24 protein-coding genes are annotated in these 13,885 nt (G+C 68.6%); 22 read left to right on the top strand and 2 right to left on the bottom strand.

Annotated elements, in window-relative coordinates; translation table 11 throughout:
* Positions 1 to 33 precede the first annotated feature (33 nt).
* Together JOD67_RS27505 and JOD67_RS27500 are read right to left on the bottom strand one after the other, a co-directional pair.
* Positions 34 to 1,248, bottom strand: coding sequence for a tyrosine-type recombinase/integrase (locus JOD67_RS27505; protein ID WP_205120603.1), 1,215 nt, complete (start codon positions 1,246 to 1,248; stop codon positions 34 to 36).
* 521 nt (positions 1,249 to 1,769) lie between these two features.
* The gene (locus JOD67_RS27500) at positions 1,770 to 2,159 is read right to left on the bottom strand and encodes a helix-turn-helix domain-containing protein (protein ID WP_205120602.1); all 390 of its coding nucleotides are present in this window, start codon (positions 2,157 to 2,159) and stop codon (positions 1,770 to 1,772) included.
* A gap of 177 nt (positions 2,160 to 2,336) precedes the next feature.
* Between JOD67_RS27500 and JOD67_RS27495 the strand changes: the two genes are divergently transcribed.
* The 22 genes from JOD67_RS27495 to JOD67_RS27390 all read left to right on the top strand — a co-directional run bounded on the left by JOD67_RS27495 (position 2,337) and on the right by JOD67_RS27390 (position 13,780).
* Positions 2,337 to 2,552 (top strand): helix-turn-helix transcriptional regulator, encoded by a 216-nt coding sequence (locus JOD67_RS27495; RefSeq protein WP_205120601.1) that lies wholly within the window; start codon positions 2,337 to 2,339, stop codon positions 2,550 to 2,552.
* Entirely contained in the window at positions 2,552 to 2,698 is a 147-nt protein-coding gene (locus tag JOD67_RS27490) for a hypothetical protein (RefSeq protein WP_205120600.1), read from the top strand. The genes JOD67_RS27495 and JOD67_RS27490 overlap by 1 nt, the downstream gene beginning before the upstream one ends.
* Positions 2,699 to 3,076: 378 nt before the next feature.
* Positions 3,077 to 3,268 (top strand): hypothetical protein, encoded by a 192-nt coding sequence (locus JOD67_RS27485; RefSeq protein WP_205120599.1) that lies wholly within the window; start codon positions 3,077 to 3,079, stop codon positions 3,266 to 3,268.
* 29 nt (positions 3,269 to 3,297) lie between these two features.
* Positions 3,298 to 3,852, top strand: coding sequence for a hypothetical protein (locus tag JOD67_RS27480; RefSeq protein ID WP_205120598.1), 555 nt, complete (start codon positions 3,298 to 3,300; stop codon positions 3,850 to 3,852).
* A gap of 5 nt (positions 3,853 to 3,857) precedes the next feature.
* On the top strand, positions 3,858 to 4,253 hold the full coding sequence (locus JOD67_RS27475; protein WP_205120597.1) for a hypothetical protein: 396 nt from the start codon (positions 3,858 to 3,860) through the stop codon (positions 4,251 to 4,253).
* On the top strand, positions 4,250 to 4,477 hold the full coding sequence (locus JOD67_RS27470; RefSeq protein WP_205120596.1) for a hypothetical protein: 228 nt from the start codon (positions 4,250 to 4,252) through the stop codon (positions 4,475 to 4,477). The genes JOD67_RS27475 and JOD67_RS27470 overlap by 4 nt, the downstream gene beginning before the upstream one ends.
* Positions 4,474 to 4,716, top strand: a complete 243-nt coding sequence (locus JOD67_RS27465; protein ID WP_205120595.1) for a hypothetical protein — start codon at positions 4,474 to 4,476, stop codon at positions 4,714 to 4,716. Before JOD67_RS27470 ends, JOD67_RS27465 begins: the two co-directional genes overlap by 4 nt.
* The gene (locus tag JOD67_RS27460; RefSeq protein WP_205120594.1) at positions 4,716 to 5,720 is read left to right on the top strand and encodes a hypothetical protein; all 1,005 of its coding nucleotides are present in this window, start codon (positions 4,716 to 4,718) and stop codon (positions 5,718 to 5,720) included. The genes JOD67_RS27465 and JOD67_RS27460 overlap by 1 nt, the downstream gene beginning before the upstream one ends.
* Complete coding sequence (locus JOD67_RS27455) at positions 5,713 to 6,006, top strand: hypothetical protein (RefSeq protein WP_205120593.1); 294 nt, start codon at positions 5,713 to 5,715, stop codon at positions 6,004 to 6,006. The genes JOD67_RS27460 and JOD67_RS27455 overlap by 8 nt, the downstream gene beginning before the upstream one ends.
* Positions 6,006 to 6,167: a hypothetical protein gene (locus JOD67_RS27450; protein ID WP_205120592.1), complete on the top strand. Its 162-nt coding sequence runs from the start codon at positions 6,006 to 6,008 to the stop codon at positions 6,165 to 6,167. The genes JOD67_RS27455 and JOD67_RS27450 overlap by 1 nt, the downstream gene beginning before the upstream one ends.
* A complete protein-coding gene (locus JOD67_RS27445; RefSeq protein ID WP_205120591.1) occupies positions 6,167 to 6,412 on the top strand; it encodes a hypothetical protein in 246 nt (81 codons plus the stop codon). Before JOD67_RS27450 ends, JOD67_RS27445 begins: the two co-directional genes overlap by 1 nt.
* Positions 6,413 to 6,442: 30 nt before the next feature.
* A complete protein-coding gene (locus JOD67_RS27440; protein ID WP_205120590.1) occupies positions 6,443 to 6,820 on the top strand; it encodes a YfdP family phage-associated protein in 378 nt (125 codons plus the stop codon).
* A gap of 40 nt (positions 6,821 to 6,860) precedes the next feature.
* On the top strand, positions 6,861 to 7,718 hold the full coding sequence (locus JOD67_RS27435; protein WP_205120589.1) for a DUF2303 family protein: 858 nt from the start codon (positions 6,861 to 6,863) through the stop codon (positions 7,716 to 7,718).
* Complete coding sequence (locus JOD67_RS27430; RefSeq protein ID WP_205120588.1) at positions 7,715 to 8,266, top strand: hypothetical protein; 552 nt, start codon at positions 7,715 to 7,717, stop codon at positions 8,264 to 8,266. Before JOD67_RS27435 ends, JOD67_RS27430 begins: the two co-directional genes overlap by 4 nt.
* Positions 8,266 to 8,544, top strand: coding sequence for a hypothetical protein (locus JOD67_RS27425; RefSeq protein WP_205120587.1), 279 nt, complete (start codon positions 8,266 to 8,268; stop codon positions 8,542 to 8,544). Before JOD67_RS27430 ends, JOD67_RS27425 begins: the two co-directional genes overlap by 1 nt.
* Complete coding sequence (locus JOD67_RS27420; RefSeq protein WP_205120586.1) at positions 8,541 to 9,833, top strand: DEAD/DEAH box helicase; 1,293 nt, start codon at positions 8,541 to 8,543, stop codon at positions 9,831 to 9,833. The genes JOD67_RS27425 and JOD67_RS27420 overlap by 4 nt, the downstream gene beginning before the upstream one ends.
* Positions 9,830 to 10,732 carry a DNA-methyltransferase gene (locus tag JOD67_RS27415; protein ID WP_205120585.1) on the top strand — a complete coding sequence of 301 codons (903 nt, stop codon included), beginning with the start codon at positions 9,830 to 9,832 and terminating at the stop codon, positions 10,730 to 10,732. Before JOD67_RS27420 ends, JOD67_RS27415 begins: the two co-directional genes overlap by 4 nt.
* Positions 10,719 to 11,768, top strand: a complete 1,050-nt coding sequence (locus JOD67_RS27410) for a PD-(D/E)XK nuclease-like domain-containing protein (protein WP_205120584.1) — start codon at positions 10,719 to 10,721, stop codon at positions 11,766 to 11,768. The genes JOD67_RS27415 and JOD67_RS27410 overlap by 14 nt, the downstream gene beginning before the upstream one ends.
* Entirely contained in the window at positions 11,765 to 12,136 is a 372-nt protein-coding gene (locus JOD67_RS27405) for a nucleoside triphosphate pyrophosphohydrolase family protein (RefSeq protein WP_205120583.1), read from the top strand. Before JOD67_RS27410 ends, JOD67_RS27405 begins: the two co-directional genes overlap by 4 nt.
* Positions 12,133 to 13,038, top strand: a complete 906-nt coding sequence (locus tag JOD67_RS27400; protein WP_205120582.1) for a hypothetical protein — start codon at positions 12,133 to 12,135, stop codon at positions 13,036 to 13,038. Before JOD67_RS27405 ends, JOD67_RS27400 begins: the two co-directional genes overlap by 4 nt.
* Entirely contained in the window at positions 13,035 to 13,448 is a 414-nt protein-coding gene (locus tag JOD67_RS27395) for a hypothetical protein (protein WP_205120581.1), read from the top strand. Before JOD67_RS27400 ends, JOD67_RS27395 begins: the two co-directional genes overlap by 4 nt.
* Positions 13,445 to 13,780: a DUF6085 family protein gene (locus JOD67_RS27390; protein WP_205120580.1), complete on the top strand. Its 336-nt coding sequence runs from the start codon at positions 13,445 to 13,447 to the stop codon at positions 13,778 to 13,780. Before JOD67_RS27395 ends, JOD67_RS27390 begins: the two co-directional genes overlap by 4 nt.
* Positions 13,781 to 13,885: the final 105 nt, after the last annotated feature.

Genomic DNA, 13,885 nt, shown 5'->3' with positions numbered 1-13,885 from the left:
TGTCTCTAGGTGTCAATGGGTCTGTTCAGGCGTCTATGACGTAGCAGAAACGGAACGGGGCGGAACAGGCGCGGAACGGAACACCCTCGCGATCGCGTCCTCGATCTGCTCCTCGAACGTCAGATGAGCGTACGTCTCGTAGGTCTCGGCGAGCCGCGCGTGCCGCAACCGCACCTGGACGACGGTCATCGGCAGCCCCATCGCGATCAGGTAGGACGCGTAGGCGTGCCGCAGGATGTGCACTCCGGTCTTGTGCCCGCTCGGCGTGATCCCGTTCGCCTTGAGCGACGCGTTCCATGCCGTGGTCCAGGACTCCGTTCGCGCGAGCGCGCCGCGACGACCGGCGACGAGCAGCCGCACCGTACGGGTCTGGCCGGCCTTGATGCCCTTGCCGACGTACGGCAGCGTGACCTCCCTCGGCTCGAACGTCGCGAGGCGGGCGGCGAGCCGGTCGAGCAGCTCCTGCGGGACTGGCACCGTGCCGACCGAGTTGCGCTTGGGTGGGGCGAAGACGAAGCCCACGCCGTTGATCCGGAGCAGCTGCTGGCGGACGTGGACCTCGCGGCGAAGGAAGTCGATGTCATCGACGCCGATCCCGAAGCCCTCCGACCGGCGCAGGCCGGCGCCGTACGCGAGCTCGCCGACGGGCGCGTAGTTCGGGGCGTTGGCTCGCACGTGGTCGAGGATCCTTGTGATGGTCGGGAGGTCCCACAGGGCGAAGGTGTACGACTTGGCGAGCCGCTCGAGCTTGGCGGCTGGGTTCTTCCGGATCATGTCGTCCTCGACGGCGAGGTCGAGGATTGCAGTCAGCAGCCACAGCTCGAGGTTCAACGTGCCGGGCGCGACCAGCTCGGCGCGAGCCTTGCGCCACTGCCGGCACTTGGACGGCAGGATCTCGCCGACCGGGTAGTCGCCGAAGGTCTCGTTGAGTCGCTCGATCTTGTGGCGGAACGAGGCCGCGGACGACGGCGCGACAGCCTCACCCTCGAGCCAGGACTTCGCGAGCTCCCGGAACGCGGTCTGTCCGCGCCGGGGGTCGATGTACTCCCCGCGCTGGACGTCGGCGCTGATGTCGACGAGCCGGCGCTCGGCGTCGGGTTTGCGGTTGAACGCCTCCGTGCGCAGCTTACCGACCGGGTCGCGGTACTCGACCAGCCAGCGCTTGCCGCGACCGTGCCGCTTCGTCGGGACGCGCTCGCCGTTCGAGTCAGAGCGGGCGTTGAACCAGAGGTCTTTCACTCGTGCCATGTCGTGCCTCCTGGCGAAGGATGGTACGGCCCGGATCCGTACCCGCCCCTTCGCTACTTCGTTCGGTGCGGTGGTCGCAGGAGCTGTCTCGTGACTTCCGCTGCGCGCCGCGCCCGGCGCTGCTCTACCCAGTTCATCTGGAGTTGGACGACCGCAATCGAGCCCAGCAGGAACATTCCCCATCCCCGCCAGAGCGCTTCGTCGCGAGCCCATCCAGCTGAGTAGATAGCCACTGCCGCCCCCCACAGTGCTAGCACCGCTCCAATTCCAAGCAGGATGCTACGCATGACCAGAACTCCCCCCAATCGTTGATGATTCTTGGCGTCGCCTCTGCGGAGATACGGAAGCTTGGCGGCGGAAGTTGATCCGCGGGGGTGACGTCCATTCGGTAACTGTCTGTGCTTAGTCAACGCTGTGCACATCAGGACGTAAGCGCTTTCAGGCCAATTCGTGATAACTACTTCGTAGCGTAGCCGGAATGCCGTTTCAGACAGCATGATCGCTACTCTTTGTTGCCAATCTCAGGGTTGGTCGTCGGCGACGAACCTGCCGTACTCGATCCAGAACCAGGGCTCGGCGAGCTGTGCGAGCGCGTCGGCGGCCTCGTCGCCGCGAAGGCGCCGCACGTGCTCGGCGGCCTCGACGCGCGTGGGTGGGCGCGGCGCGGAGGGCTGGCTGTCGACCGCGTCTTCTGGGTACCCGCCAGCGAGGACACGCGCGGCCGACCCCGGCCGCCAGTCGAGACCGTGGTCCAGCTTTGCCAGGCTGAGCTCCTTCACGCTCTTGCCGCTCTCGATTCGCCGGATCGTGCCAAGGGAGCCGAGTCCGCCGAGCTGCGCGACCTCTCCTTGGGTACGCGCGAGCTCCAGTCGGCGGTCCTTCGCGAACCGCCCGAGTCGCTCCCAGTCCATGACGAAATCGTGACACGTGAAATCGGTAGAGGTCTACAGCTAGCCATACCTATCTAGACCTATCTATAGACAGGCCGTGCTGACCCAGCTACAGAGCGTTGACTTTGTGACACTACAAGTCTCTAGTCGTTACTAGGCGTCTTGACATGTGCATAGATGAGCATCACGATAGGCGCCATGAAGGACGAGTTGCTCCGGATCGGGACGGTCGCCGAGATGATCGGTGTCGCCGCGGGCACGATCCACAGCTGGCGCTACAAGGGCACCGCCCCGCCCGGCTTTCCGCTGGGCTTCCGGCTCGGTAGCGACGCCACCGGCCTGCGGTGGAAGCGGTCCGAGGTCGAGGCGTTCATCGCCGCCCGGCACGCCACCCAGACCAAGGCGTCGGCCTGATGTCCGCGCCGCTCACCTCGCAGGGCCGGCTGTGGCAGCTCGCACTGTCGTGCGGCGACTGCCCGCAGGGCGGCTCGCACTCCTGGGTCTATTTCAAAGAGGCCAAGCAGTGGACGTGCATCAAGTGCAAGTCGTCCCGCCGCTGACTTCCGCGCGGGCGGGTCGAGCCCCCCTCCTCGCCCGCGCGGATCACCAGACCGGGGGTCGGTTCGAGAGGTGACCGAAAGGTCCGGACCGGCCCCCGCCAGTAGCACCGCTCGACCGGCAGCCACCGAGGTTCGAGGCCTCGGCGAGCACGCGGATCACGAACCCGCTGTGAGTGGAGAGCAGGTGAGACCGATGTGAACGAGTCGCCTACAGGGAGGCGAGATCCCACTGCGCGCCTCTGATGCCACGGCGACGAGCCGGAGCAAGGCAGGAGCAGCCCGTTCGAGTCGGGCGCGCGCACGGCAGACATGAACCAGCCCCGCCCTCTACGACCGCGAAGCCGAAGAGCGGGGCCAGACAAGGGAGAGGTTACCGCCATGGAGACCAGGTTGGCACCGGGCGCGGTGGTGTTCGACGGCGAGCACGCCTGCATCGGTGTCGTGGAGGACCGGCCGCACCCGCAGCACTGGTGGTGGGTGATGGAGCCCTTGAACGGCGAGGTGCTCGTCAACGAGGCGTACCTGTCGGAGTACCCGGCCCCGTCCACGCCGCAGCGGATGTCGCCATGAAGCCCAAGCACAGAAGGGAAAGACCTCCCATGCGCATACGCGTCCGTGTGGCGCTCGCCTTGTCCTTCGTCGTCGGGGTTGCCGGGCTCGCCGCTCCGTCCTCGGCCCAAGCCGTCGCCAACATGGGTGACGCGCAGACGCTGGCGTGCGACTACACGATCACGAACGAGGCCCACAACAACGGCTGGAACGCACTGGCGACCGCGAGCGAGCGAGTCTGGGTCGACCACCGCATGCAGGTCTCCACCGCGCCGGGCTGCAACCCGCGTGTCAGGGGCGCTGTGAACTTCCGCTGCTACAAGCTCGACGGCGGCGCATGGCGTACGGCCAACTGCGGCTCACTCGGCCGCATGTCCCACGTACAGAACGACCAGCTGGTCACGAGCAGCGTGCTCGGGTACGACTTCGGCAGCACCGGGCCGGACGGCACGACCTCGGTCTACAGCGCGTGGACGCTCCGGACCAACTGCCGCTGGTACTGGAGCAGCCTCTTCGTTCACCGCGTGACGGTCGAGGGCAACACGTACACGCTGAACGAAGAGATCGGCGCCAGCCACGACTACCTATCGCCATGCCCGGTGTGATCGCCATGACGTGGAGAACCAAGCTCAAGGTCGCGGCCGTGCTCGCCGCGCTCGCGTTCGGTGCGATCCTCGCTGGCTTCTTCGGTGACAGGGCACACGCCGACGTCCCCTCGCCGGCCTACCAGCGGCCGCCGATCCCGCCCGTCGTCGACGGCCCGTCCGAGCCGGCGACCTTCGCGGCGATCGTCCTCACCGGCGCGTTCCTGGTCTTCGTCGCCGGCTGGCTGCTCTACGGGTGGCTCAAAAACCGCCGTGAGCGCGCCGAGAAGTTCAACGCCGCGGCCGAAGCCCTACGCCGCAACAGAGAACGGAACATCGCGCGCGACGTCAACCTCACCGACTCCGAGCGCGAACAGTTCCTCGACATCGTCACTGAGTGGCGCAAGGGGGTTCAGTCGTGAGCCGGTTCTCAGGTCCAGGCCACGAGGTGGTCGACGAGATCGGGAAGGCGTACCCGCCCGAGATGCTCTCGCGTCCGGCCGGTCCGCGCGCGTGGGTGCGCTGGTTGAAGCGCGAGCAGGCCTACGTGCGAAACGCCGCGACGCCGGAGGCTCGGCGCCGCGCGACCCGCGAGCACGAGCAGAACGGCCGGATCCTCCGACAGGGAAGGTGGGTCACCCCGTGAGCCGCTGCTACCAGCACCCCAGCGCCGCGCCCGTGCCGCTGCCCGGTGACCCCGGCGTCAAGGTCTGCTCGAAGTGCCCGACCGTCGTCTCCGGCGAGCCGACCTCGTGGAACCGCGCCGGCACCCGGCTGCAGCGCAACCAGCCGAAGCACGCCGGCAACGCGCCCGCGACTGGCTGCCTGCCCCTGATCGGCCTTGTCGCGTTGGCGATTCTCGCCGCGCTGACCGGAGGTGCTTGATGCCAGTCGAAGTCCCAACCACTGCCGATCTCTTGCAGGTTGTTCGCGAGGTGTGGCCCGGCGATGACCTGCTCGACGCCGTCGACATCGCGGCCGACGGCGGCGGGGCGATCCTGCTCGGACCCGGAACGCACGTCCTCTACAGACCGCTGAACCTGCCGTCGTACGTGCGGCTTGTCGGCGCCGGTACGGGCGCGACCAGCATCCGCGCGGGCGCGGACATGGAGTACCTGATCGGTGTCGACGACCACGCATCGTCCGTGAGCGTGGAGAAGCTGCGCATCGAGTGCGCCGGCAAGGCCCGTACCGGTGTCCGCATCGTTCCCGCTCCCCGCGATCCCGCGAACGGACTCGACTACGGCGTCACGTCACCCGACCCGCGACACCGCATGTTCGACGTCGAGGTCTACGACGCCGCGCATTCCGGCGTCGTCCTCGGCGAGCACGCTCGCGGCACCCGGCTCGATCACGTGCTGGTGCGGCGGGCCGGAACCGTCGGCTTCCACTGCGGCATGGCCGACAGCTACCTCACCAACTGCGAGGCGACCGTCGTCGCGGGTCCGTCCTACTCGGCAGCAGCCGCGTTCTGGATCGGCTCCGTCAACACGGTCTACGCCAACTGCAAAGGGTGGTGGGGGCGCGGCAGCGGCTGGCGTGTCCGCGGCTCGCGCAACCGGTTCGTCGCGTGCGAGTCGCAGGACACCGCGTGGCACGGCTGGTACGTCGAGTACGACCTGAACACCTTCACTGCCTGTGTCGCCGACTCGGCGGGGTTCGCAGCGTCGGGCGGCATCGGCGGCGTTGACGGCTTCTACTTCGCTGGCGCTGGCGCGACCACCGCCACGGGATGCCTTGCGTTCAACCGGTCCAAGAGTGCGAAGTCGCAGCGACACGGGTTCAACATCCCCGCCGAGATGCTCGCGATCGAGCTCGACGGGACGGAGCGGTTCTGGGGCAACCAGGGACGCGACAACGCCGGTCTGTTGGTGAACGTCCGTGGATAGCGAGTGGGGCAACGTCGTACTCACGCTCGAGATGAACGGGTTCGGGCTGCCCGCCCCAGTCGTCCAGACGGCGCCGCCGTCAACCCTCGTCGCGGGTGAGCTGATCCGCCGAGCCCGCGCCGGGGAGCTGCAGTACCTGGTCTGCGAGAACCGCGAGGACGGACGCACCGTGCTCCGGGTCGGGACGGAAGGTCGCGGCATGGGGGTCGTGGCGTACGAGCTCGTCGGCATCTACCACGGGTTCGAACCCCCCGCCGACACGTGGCGCGCAAGGCGGATCGAGTGATGCGCGGGCTCGCGGCCGGCGCCGTCGTCGTAGCCCTCGTGGTGATCCGCGAGGTCCTCCGCTTCGCCAACGAGGCAAGGCAGTCCGTGCCGAAACAGCCCCGCCCCCATGTACCCGATCCCGACCTACCGCCCACGCACACCGAGCACCGGAGGAACTGATGTCCAGCTACCGCGAGGGAACCGCGTACCTGCAGCTCGTGCCGACCCGCTACCCGTACGAGTTGAAGGTCGTCAACGCGACCCAACGCAAGCCGAGCATCGTCGACCCGGACGCGGTCGTCGTCAAGGTCCGGTTGCGCGTGCCCTGCGCCGCGTTCGAGCCGCTGCAGCCCGAGGCCGTGATCACCGTACCCGCCGAGCTCGTGCAGCACCCCGTCGAGGTCGACGCGGTCGCGAACGACTGAACCGCCAATCCAGGAAGGGAATACCAACGCATGCCCAAGCACACAGACGACGAGGCCGAAGGCGTACCCGTCCGACCGTTCGCCGCAGTCCTGCAGGATCTCGGCCGCGGCGAAGTCATGGACCAGGCGGGCGCCATGCTGCAAGACCTCGTGCAGGGCGTCCTCTCGTACGGGAAGGCCGGCGTCTTCACGCTCAAGGTGAAGGTCGCGCCGATGAAGGGGCAGCCCGACGGGCTGCTCGTCACCGCTGTCGCGGACGCGAAGCCGCCCGTGGGCGACCCAACGTCTGCGGTGTTCTTCGCCGACGAGCACGGCAACCTCCTGCGCGACGACCCGAACCAACCGAAGCTGCCGTTCCGCGAGGCGTCCCAGACGGTCAACCTCCGAACCGGCGAGGTCAAGGGCTGACGTCCGCCAACCCCCAACCCAGAAGGGCAAACCCACCCCCATGACCGAGAACTTCACCGAGACTGTCGAGCTCGCCGTCGAGCCGAACGGCGTACAGGCCGCGATCGACGCAGGCGAGGCGATCGCCAAGCCGACCCTGCTCGACCCCGGCAATCACTACGTCGCCGTCGTCCCTGCGGGCGGGCGGCTCGCGCACGTTGACCTCGACCTCGACAAGTACCGCGATACCCCACGCCGCAAGGAAGGTCGAGTGGTTGTCGACGACGTCGCCTCGTTCGTCCACTACTGGGGAAAGCACGCCGACGAGCACTCTGAGGTGTACGCGAACGTCTCGCGCAGCAAGGTCGAGGCCGTGCTCGATGCGCACGCCGACGACGGACCGCGCTGGGGCGGGCACCGCCTCGTTCTCCAGCTCAAGCACACGCAGCCGTGGCTCGCGTGGAACGCCAACGAGGGAATCAAGTTCAGCCAGACAGACTTCGCCGAGTTCCTCGAGGACAACCTGGCCGACATCTACGCCCCGCCGGCCGCCGACATGCTGGAGATCGCGCAGACCTTCCAGGCGACCACGAAGGTCAACTTCGAGTCCGGCACCCGGCTCGCGTCCGGTCAGCGGAAGCTGACCTACGTCGAGCAGGTGGACGCCAAGGCTGGGCAGAAGGGCGAGCTCACGATCCCCGAGTCGTTCACGCTCGGCCTGCAGGTGTTCGAGGGGTTCGAGGTCGCCGACGAGGTGGGGGCCCGCCTGCGGTACCGGATCAACGGCGGCAACCTGCAGCTGTCGTACCACCTGAACCGGCCCGACGAAGTCGCGCGCGCCGCGTTCGATGCCATCGTCAACCAGCTCACCGAGCACCTCGACGGGACGCCCGTCCTGGTCGGGCAGCCGATCGGATGAGCACTCCGGTCGTGGTCGGCCTCGACCTGTCGCTCACGTCGACCGGTATCTGCGTTGCGGATGCCGGCGGCGTGGCCGTCAGCAAGGTCACGAGCAGCGGGAAGAAGGACGCGACGCTCACCGAGCGGCAGGCGCGGCTCCGGAAGCTGGCCGACTCGATCTGGGTCGCGGTCTGCAGCGCGCAGCCCAGCCTCGTTGTGGTCGAGGGGCCGTCGTTCGCGCAGCCCAGCCAGGGCGGGCAGCACGACCGCGCCGGGCTGTGGTGGCTGGTCGTCGACCGGTTCACCTTCACTGGCTGGCCGATCGTCGAGGTCCCGCCGACGTGCCGAGCGAAGTACGCCACGGGCAAGGGCAACGCCGCGAAGGACGCCGTGCTCGCCGCGGTCGTACGCCGCTACACCGAAGTCGAGGTGTCCGGCAACGACGAGGCCGACGGGCTCGTGCTCGCGGCGATGGGTCGGCGCCGGCTCGGTGCGCCGATCGACGACCCGATGCCGCAGGCGCACGTCGCCGCGATGGACGCGGTCCACTGGGGCGAGGTGGGCTGATGCCCGACCTGGAGCTGTACCAGCGGTGGGCCGAGCTGACACAGCTCCTGCCGAACACGTCGCTGTCGCGGGCGGCCGAGCATCTGCGCGTCCGCCCGCAGAAGCTCGAGGCCTGCATCCGCGACGTCGAGCGGCTCGACACCCGCACGCCGGCATGGCTGGTCGCGCAGTGCCTACGGATCCGCGCCGACGAACTCGAGGTCGACCTCAACCTCGACCAGGCCGATCTGCTGCGCGCCCGCGCCGACGAGATCGATGAGGGGGCGAGAGTGCGATGAGCTACGCAGAGTTCCTTGCGCGGAAGACGCGCACCGTCGAGCCAGCCGGGCGCGACATCGACCTCGCCGACGTGCACCCGATGCTGCATCCGTGGCAGCGGGAGATCGTCCGCTGGGCTGTGCGCACTGGTCGCGCCGCAGTCTGGGCTGACACCGGCCTAGGGAAGACGCTGATGCAGTTGGAGTGGGCGCGCCTGTCGGGGTCGCGTTCGCTGATTGTGGCTCCGCTCGCGGTGTGCCACCAGACCGTACGGGAGGCGGCCCGGCTCGGGATCGACGCTCGGTACGTGCGCGAGGACGACGACCACGACGACCGGATCCGCGTCGCGAACTACGAGCTGGCGGATCGGTTCGACACCGGACTGCTCGACGCTGTCGTGCTCGACGAGGCGTCGATCCTCAAGCAGTCCACGGGGAAGATGCGCACGCGGCTGATCCGTCACTTCGCCGATGTCCCGCACCGGCTCGCGTGCACGGCGACACCGGCGCCGAACGACGCGGAGGAGCTGACCAGCCAGGCTGAGTTCCTCGGCGTGACGACCCGCGCGGAGATGCTCGCCGCCTATTTCGTCCACGACTCCGACGGGTGGCGCCCGAAGGGTCACGCCCGCGGCCCGATGTACCGGTGGATGGCCAGCTGGGCCGTCGCGCTGCGGCGACCCTCGGACCTCGGCTACTCCGACGACGGATATGTGCTGCCCGGGTTGGAGATCCGCCCGCACCTGCTGCCCGTAGAGGTCACCGTCGAGGGTGCGCTGTTCGGCGGGGAGCTGGGCGGCGTCGGCGGTAGGGCGAAGGTCCGCAAGGCCACAATGCGGGCGCGCTGCGAGAAGGCCGCCGAGCTCGTCAACGCCGAGCCGGGTGAGCCGTGGATCCTATGGTGCGGACTCAACGACGAAGCCGAGTCGCTCGCCAAGCTGATCCCCGGCGCGGTGAACGTCCCCGGGTCATGGACGCCTGAGGACAAGGCGAAGGCCGCGCTCGACTTCGCCGACCAGAGGATCCGCGTGCTGATCTCCAAGCCGTCGATCTTCGCGTACGGCATGAACTGGCAGCACTGCGCGCGCATGGCGTTCGTCGGGCTCGGCGACTCCTACGAGCAGTACTACCAGGCGATCCGCCGCGCCTACCGGTACGGGCAGGCCCGCCGCGTCGTCGCGCATGTCGTCCTCACCGACCTCGAGTCGCCGATCGCCGACAACATCGCCCGCAAGGAAGCCGAAGCGACCGCTATCCACGAGGCGCTCGTCGCCGAGATGCGGCAGACCGACACCTGGAGCGCAGCGTGACCGACGAGATGTACGTGACCGACGATGCGGCCGGCGACACCTGGCGGCTGATGCTGGGCGATTCGTGCGAGCGGCTCGCCGAGCTGGACGCCGACTCGATTGACCTGTCGGTGTGCTCGCCGCCGTTCGCGTCGTTGTTCACCTACTCGCCGACCCCGAGGGACCTCGGCAACTCGGCCAGCCGTGGCGAGTTCTTTGAGCACTACGGCTACGTCATCCGCGAGCAGCTCCGGATCACCAAGCCCGGCCGGCACGCCGTCATCCACGTACAGCAGCTCACCACGACCAAGAGCTTCCACGGCGTCGTCGGGCTCACCGACTTCCGCGGCGAAGTGATCCGTGCCTTCATCGACGGCGGCTGGATCTTCCACGGAGAGGTCACGATCGACAAGGACCCGCAGGCACAGGCCATACGCACCAAGGCCCAGGCGCTGATGTTCGTCCAGCTCGAGCGGGACTCGTCGAAGTCGCGGCCGGCGCTCGCCGACTACCTGCTCATCTTCCGCAAGCCCGGCGACAATTCGGTGCCGATCAAGCCTGAGTGCACTCGGGATGAGTGGATCGAGTGGGCGCGCCCTGTCTGGTACGGCATCAAGGAGACCAACACGCTCAACGTCCGTGTCGCCCGCGAGAACGATGACGAGCGGCACATCTGTCCGCTGCAGCTCGACCTGATCGAGCGGTGCGTGCGGCTGTGGTCGAACCGTGGCGAGACGGTGCTGTCGCCGTTCGCTGGCATCGGCTCCGAGATCTACGTCACCACCCAGTGGGGCAGGCGCGGCATCGGCATCGAACTCAAGCCGTCGTACTGGCGCACCGCCGTCGACAACCTGCAACGCCTTGACAAGGAACTCGCGGCGTCGACGCTGTTCGGAGACGAGACCAATGCCGCCTCGTAAGCGGAAGCTGTGGCTGTCGGGGTTCTGCGGGCTCGGCATGCCGCCCGACTCGCACCGTCGTTGCCGCGGTTCGCACGGCGACCTGACCTGCAGCTGCAACTGCCACGTCGAGCCCATTGACGGAAACGGCCGCCCGGAGGCGGCCGTCGAGCCGAAGGACCAGCCCTCGGCGGGGATGCCCCACGGTAACACGGCCGAGCTGGCGGCCCGCCCGGTCACGATGCCTGCCGAGGACTACCACGCGCACCCGGCGCTGTCGTCGACCGGCGCGAGGAAGCTGCTCCCGCCGTCCTGCCCGGCGATCTTCAAGTACGAGCGCGAGCACCCGCCGCCGCCGAAGAAGGAGTTCGACTTCGGCCACGCCGCGCACACGCTCGCGCTCGGCGCCGGCCCGGACATCGTGCCGCTGCCGTACGACAACCGCCGTACGAACGCGTACAAGGCGGCCGTCGAGGAGGCGCGCGCGGCCGGCAAGGTGCCGCTGCTGCAGCACGAGTACGACACCGTGCAGGAGATGGTCTGGGCACTGCGCACGCACCCCGACGCGGCGCTGCTGCTCGACCCCGACAGCGGCGCGCCCGAGCAGTCGCTGTTCTGGACGGACGACGAGACGGGCGTCGCGTGCCGGGCTCGGCTGGACTGGCTGCCCAAGCCGAAGCCGAGCGGGCTCGTCATCGCGTGGGACTACAAGACGACGCAGAGCGCCGCGCCCGACAAGATCGCGAAGGCGATCGACGAGTACGGGTATTTCCAGCAGGCGCCGTTCTACCTCGACGGCATGCGCGCCCTCGACCTCGCGGGCGACGACGCCGTCTTCCTGTTCGTGTTCCAGGAGCGCGAGCCGCCGTATCTCGTGACCGTCGTGCAGCTCCCGCTGATCACGATGGAGATCGGCGCCGCGCGGAACCGCCAGGCGCGCGAACTGTTCCGGCGCTGCGTCGAAACCGATCACTGGCCGGCCTACGCCGAGGAACCGATCCTCGTCGGCCTGCCCACCTATTCGGAGAACCGATACCTGCAGGAGTTGGCCCTATGAACTATCCGAACTACGACACGACCGCAGACCACCTGAACCGCCTTGCGCAGCGGTGCTTCGACGCATCGAAGGCGAACGGCTGGTACGACGCCGACATCAGCCGGACGTTCGGCGACATCGTGGCCCTGATCCATACCGAGGCGTCGGAGGCGTTCGAGGAGTACCGGAACGGCCGCGCCCTCAACGAGACGTACTACAACCCGGACAAGCCCACCAAGCCTGAGGGCGTCCCGTCGGAGCTCGCAGACATCGTCATCCGGGTCTTGGACACCTGCGGAGCGAACGGCATCGACATCGGCGCGATCGTCGAGGAGAAGCTCGCGTACAACGCCACCCGCGGGCACCGTCACGGAGGTAAGGCACTGTGAGCAACGCAATCGAACGCGCCCAGCAGCGCGAGATCGTCGTTCCCCAACCGTCCGCGATCAGCCAGTCGACCGCCGTCGAGCAGGCCCGCGCCGTCGCCGAGGTGCAGGCCGCTGTTCTCGTCGCGCAGCAGGTGCCGCGCGACGTCGACCGCGCGCTCGCCGAGATGCGCGTCTCGTGCAGCCGGCTCGGCCTCGCGAACCGCGCCTTCTACAGCGTGCCGAACCGCGGCACCGGCCCGTCGGTTCACCTCGCCCGCGAGCTCGCGCGCATTTGGGGCAACCTCGACTACGGCGTGCACGAGCTGCGGCAGGATCTCGCCGCCGGCATGTCGGAGGTCCGCGCGTTCGCGTGGGACCAGCAGGCGAACGTGCGGTCGACGCGCACGTTCCAGGTCCCGCACGCCCGCATGAAGAAGGTCGGCGGCAAGCCGGTCCGCGAGCCGCTCGTCGACCTGACCGACGTCTACCTGTCGAATCAGAACCTCGGCGCCCGCGCGGTCCGCGAGTGCGTCTTCACCGTGGTGCCGACGTGGTTCACCGACGAGGCCGTCGAGCTGTGCCGGCGCACCCTTGAGACCGGCGAGGTCGACCCGAACGGCCAGGCGACACGGACGCTCGACGAGCGCATCTCCGACTGCGTCGCGAGCTTCTCGAAGCTCGCCGTCACCGTCGACCAGCTCGAGCGACACGTCGACCGCAAGCGCGCCAAGTGGACGCCGGAAGACCTTGCCCAGCTGGCGATCACGTACAGCTCGATCAAGAACGACGGCGTGCGTGTGGCCGACGCCTTCCCCGACAAGGTCGTCACGACCAAGGACATCCGCGGCGAGGGGAACGAGGGCGAGGGGTACGACCCGACCGCCGACGACGCGAACCCGTGGAAGGAAGGCGAGTCGAAGTGAGCGCCGAGACGGGGCGCCTCGGCCGCGCAGCCGTCGAATCCGGGGATGTGCTCGCGCAGCTCGCCGAGATCGAGGCGACCTGGCTGCAGCAGTGCGCCAGCTGCGACGCGATGCTGCCGGCGTCGTGCACCTGCCCGCCGGGCGACCCGCGCGCCGTCATCGGGTGGCTCGTTGACCAGGTGAAGCAACTCGGCGGGCAGCGGATCCTCGACGCGATCGACGCGCTCCCGGAGCCGACCGACCACCAGGTCGAGGCCGAGAAGATGCTCGGGAGCGCCTACGCCTTCGGTGCCGATGACGACCTCGACCGCGCCGCGCTACGGACACAGGCCGCCACCGTGCACGCCCTGCTCGCGGTCGTCGAGCGGCTGCAGACCATCGCCGAGCAGGGGCCGGGAGGTGCGGCGTGATCCCCCGTGTCGAGGGCTACTGCCCGGTCGGATGCGGCCAAACCCTCATGCTCGGCGCTGGCGGGCACGTCTACTGCAGCTATCTCGCATGCCCCGAGCCGACTGCGGTCGACGAGATCCTCCACGACCGCGAGGTCGAGCACGTCGTCACCCTGACCGAGACGGACTTCACCATCCGCCACCCACTGCGGGAACGGCTCGGCGACGCGCTGCTCGAGTGCCACCTCCACGAGCACCTGCGCAGTCTCGACGGCCCACCGCGGAAGCCAGGCAGGTACCACGCGTTCCAGCGTGGCGAGCGGTGGCACTGGCATGAGATCGAGCCGGCCTGATGTTCGGCCCTGGCTACCCGCGCGGCCGCCCGTGGGTCTGCGGCGACTGCGACCGCGGCGACTGCCCGCTCTGCGACGGCGACCCGTGTGCGTGCGGCGACGAGA

It is taken from the genome of Tenggerimyces flavus, from assembly GCF_016907715.1.
In the GTDB taxonomy this organism is placed as follows: domain Bacteria; phylum Actinomycetota; class Actinomycetes; order Propionibacteriales; family Actinopolymorphaceae; genus Tenggerimyces; species Tenggerimyces flavus.
This window is presented reverse-complemented; position numbering and strand designations above follow the sequence as displayed.

Bases quoted from the DNA above. Each gene is read 5' to 3' on its own strand.
- JOD67_RS27485 (WP_205120599.1), top strand. From the start codon at position 3,077: ATGGAGACCAGGTTGGCACCGGGCGCGGTGGTGTTCGACGGCGAGCAC.
- JOD67_RS27420 (WP_205120586.1), top strand. From the start codon at position 8,541: ATGAGCTACGCAGAGTTCCTTGCGCGGAAGACGCGCACCGTCGAGCCA.
- JOD67_RS27505 (WP_205120603.1), bottom strand. From the start codon at position 1,248: ATGGCACGAGTGAAAGACCTCTGGTTCAACGCCCGCTCTGACTCGAAC.
- JOD67_RS27405 (WP_205120583.1), top strand. From the start codon at position 11,765: ATGAACTATCCGAACTACGACACGACCGCAGACCACCTGAACCGCCTT.
- JOD67_RS27435 (WP_205120589.1), top strand. From the start codon at position 6,861: ATGACCGAGAACTTCACCGAGACTGTCGAGCTCGCCGTCGAGCCGAAC.
- JOD67_RS27425 (WP_205120587.1), top strand. From the start codon at position 8,266: ATGCCCGACCTGGAGCTGTACCAGCGGTGGGCCGAGCTGACACAGCTC.
- JOD67_RS27495 (WP_205120601.1), top strand. From the start codon at position 2,337: ATGAAGGACGAGTTGCTCCGGATCGGGACGGTCGCCGAGATGATCGGT.
- JOD67_RS27440 (WP_205120590.1), top strand. From the start codon at position 6,443: ATGCCCAAGCACACAGACGACGAGGCCGAAGGCGTACCCGTCCGACCG.
- JOD67_RS27490 (WP_205120600.1), top strand. From the start codon at position 2,552: ATGTCCGCGCCGCTCACCTCGCAGGGCCGGCTGTGGCAGCTCGCACTG.
- JOD67_RS27475 (WP_205120597.1), top strand. From the start codon at position 3,858: ATGACGTGGAGAACCAAGCTCAAGGTCGCGGCCGTGCTCGCCGCGCTC.
- JOD67_RS27500 (WP_205120602.1), bottom strand. From the start codon at position 2,159: ATGGACTGGGAGCGACTCGGGCGGTTCGCGAAGGACCGCCGACTGGAG.
- JOD67_RS27430 (WP_205120588.1), top strand. From the start codon at position 7,715: ATGAGCACTCCGGTCGTGGTCGGCCTCGACCTGTCGCTCACGTCGACC.
- JOD67_RS27445 (WP_205120591.1), top strand. From the start codon at position 6,167: ATGTCCAGCTACCGCGAGGGAACCGCGTACCTGCAGCTCGTGCCGACC.
- JOD67_RS27410 (WP_205120584.1), top strand. From the start codon at position 10,719: ATGCCGCCTCGTAAGCGGAAGCTGTGGCTGTCGGGGTTCTGCGGGCTC.
- JOD67_RS27460 (WP_205120594.1), top strand. From the start codon at position 4,716: ATGCCAGTCGAAGTCCCAACCACTGCCGATCTCTTGCAGGTTGTTCGC.
- JOD67_RS27450 (WP_205120592.1), top strand. From the start codon at position 6,006: ATGCGCGGGCTCGCGGCCGGCGCCGTCGTCGTAGCCCTCGTGGTGATC.
- JOD67_RS27480 (WP_205120598.1), top strand. From the start codon at position 3,298: ATGCGCATACGCGTCCGTGTGGCGCTCGCCTTGTCCTTCGTCGTCGGG.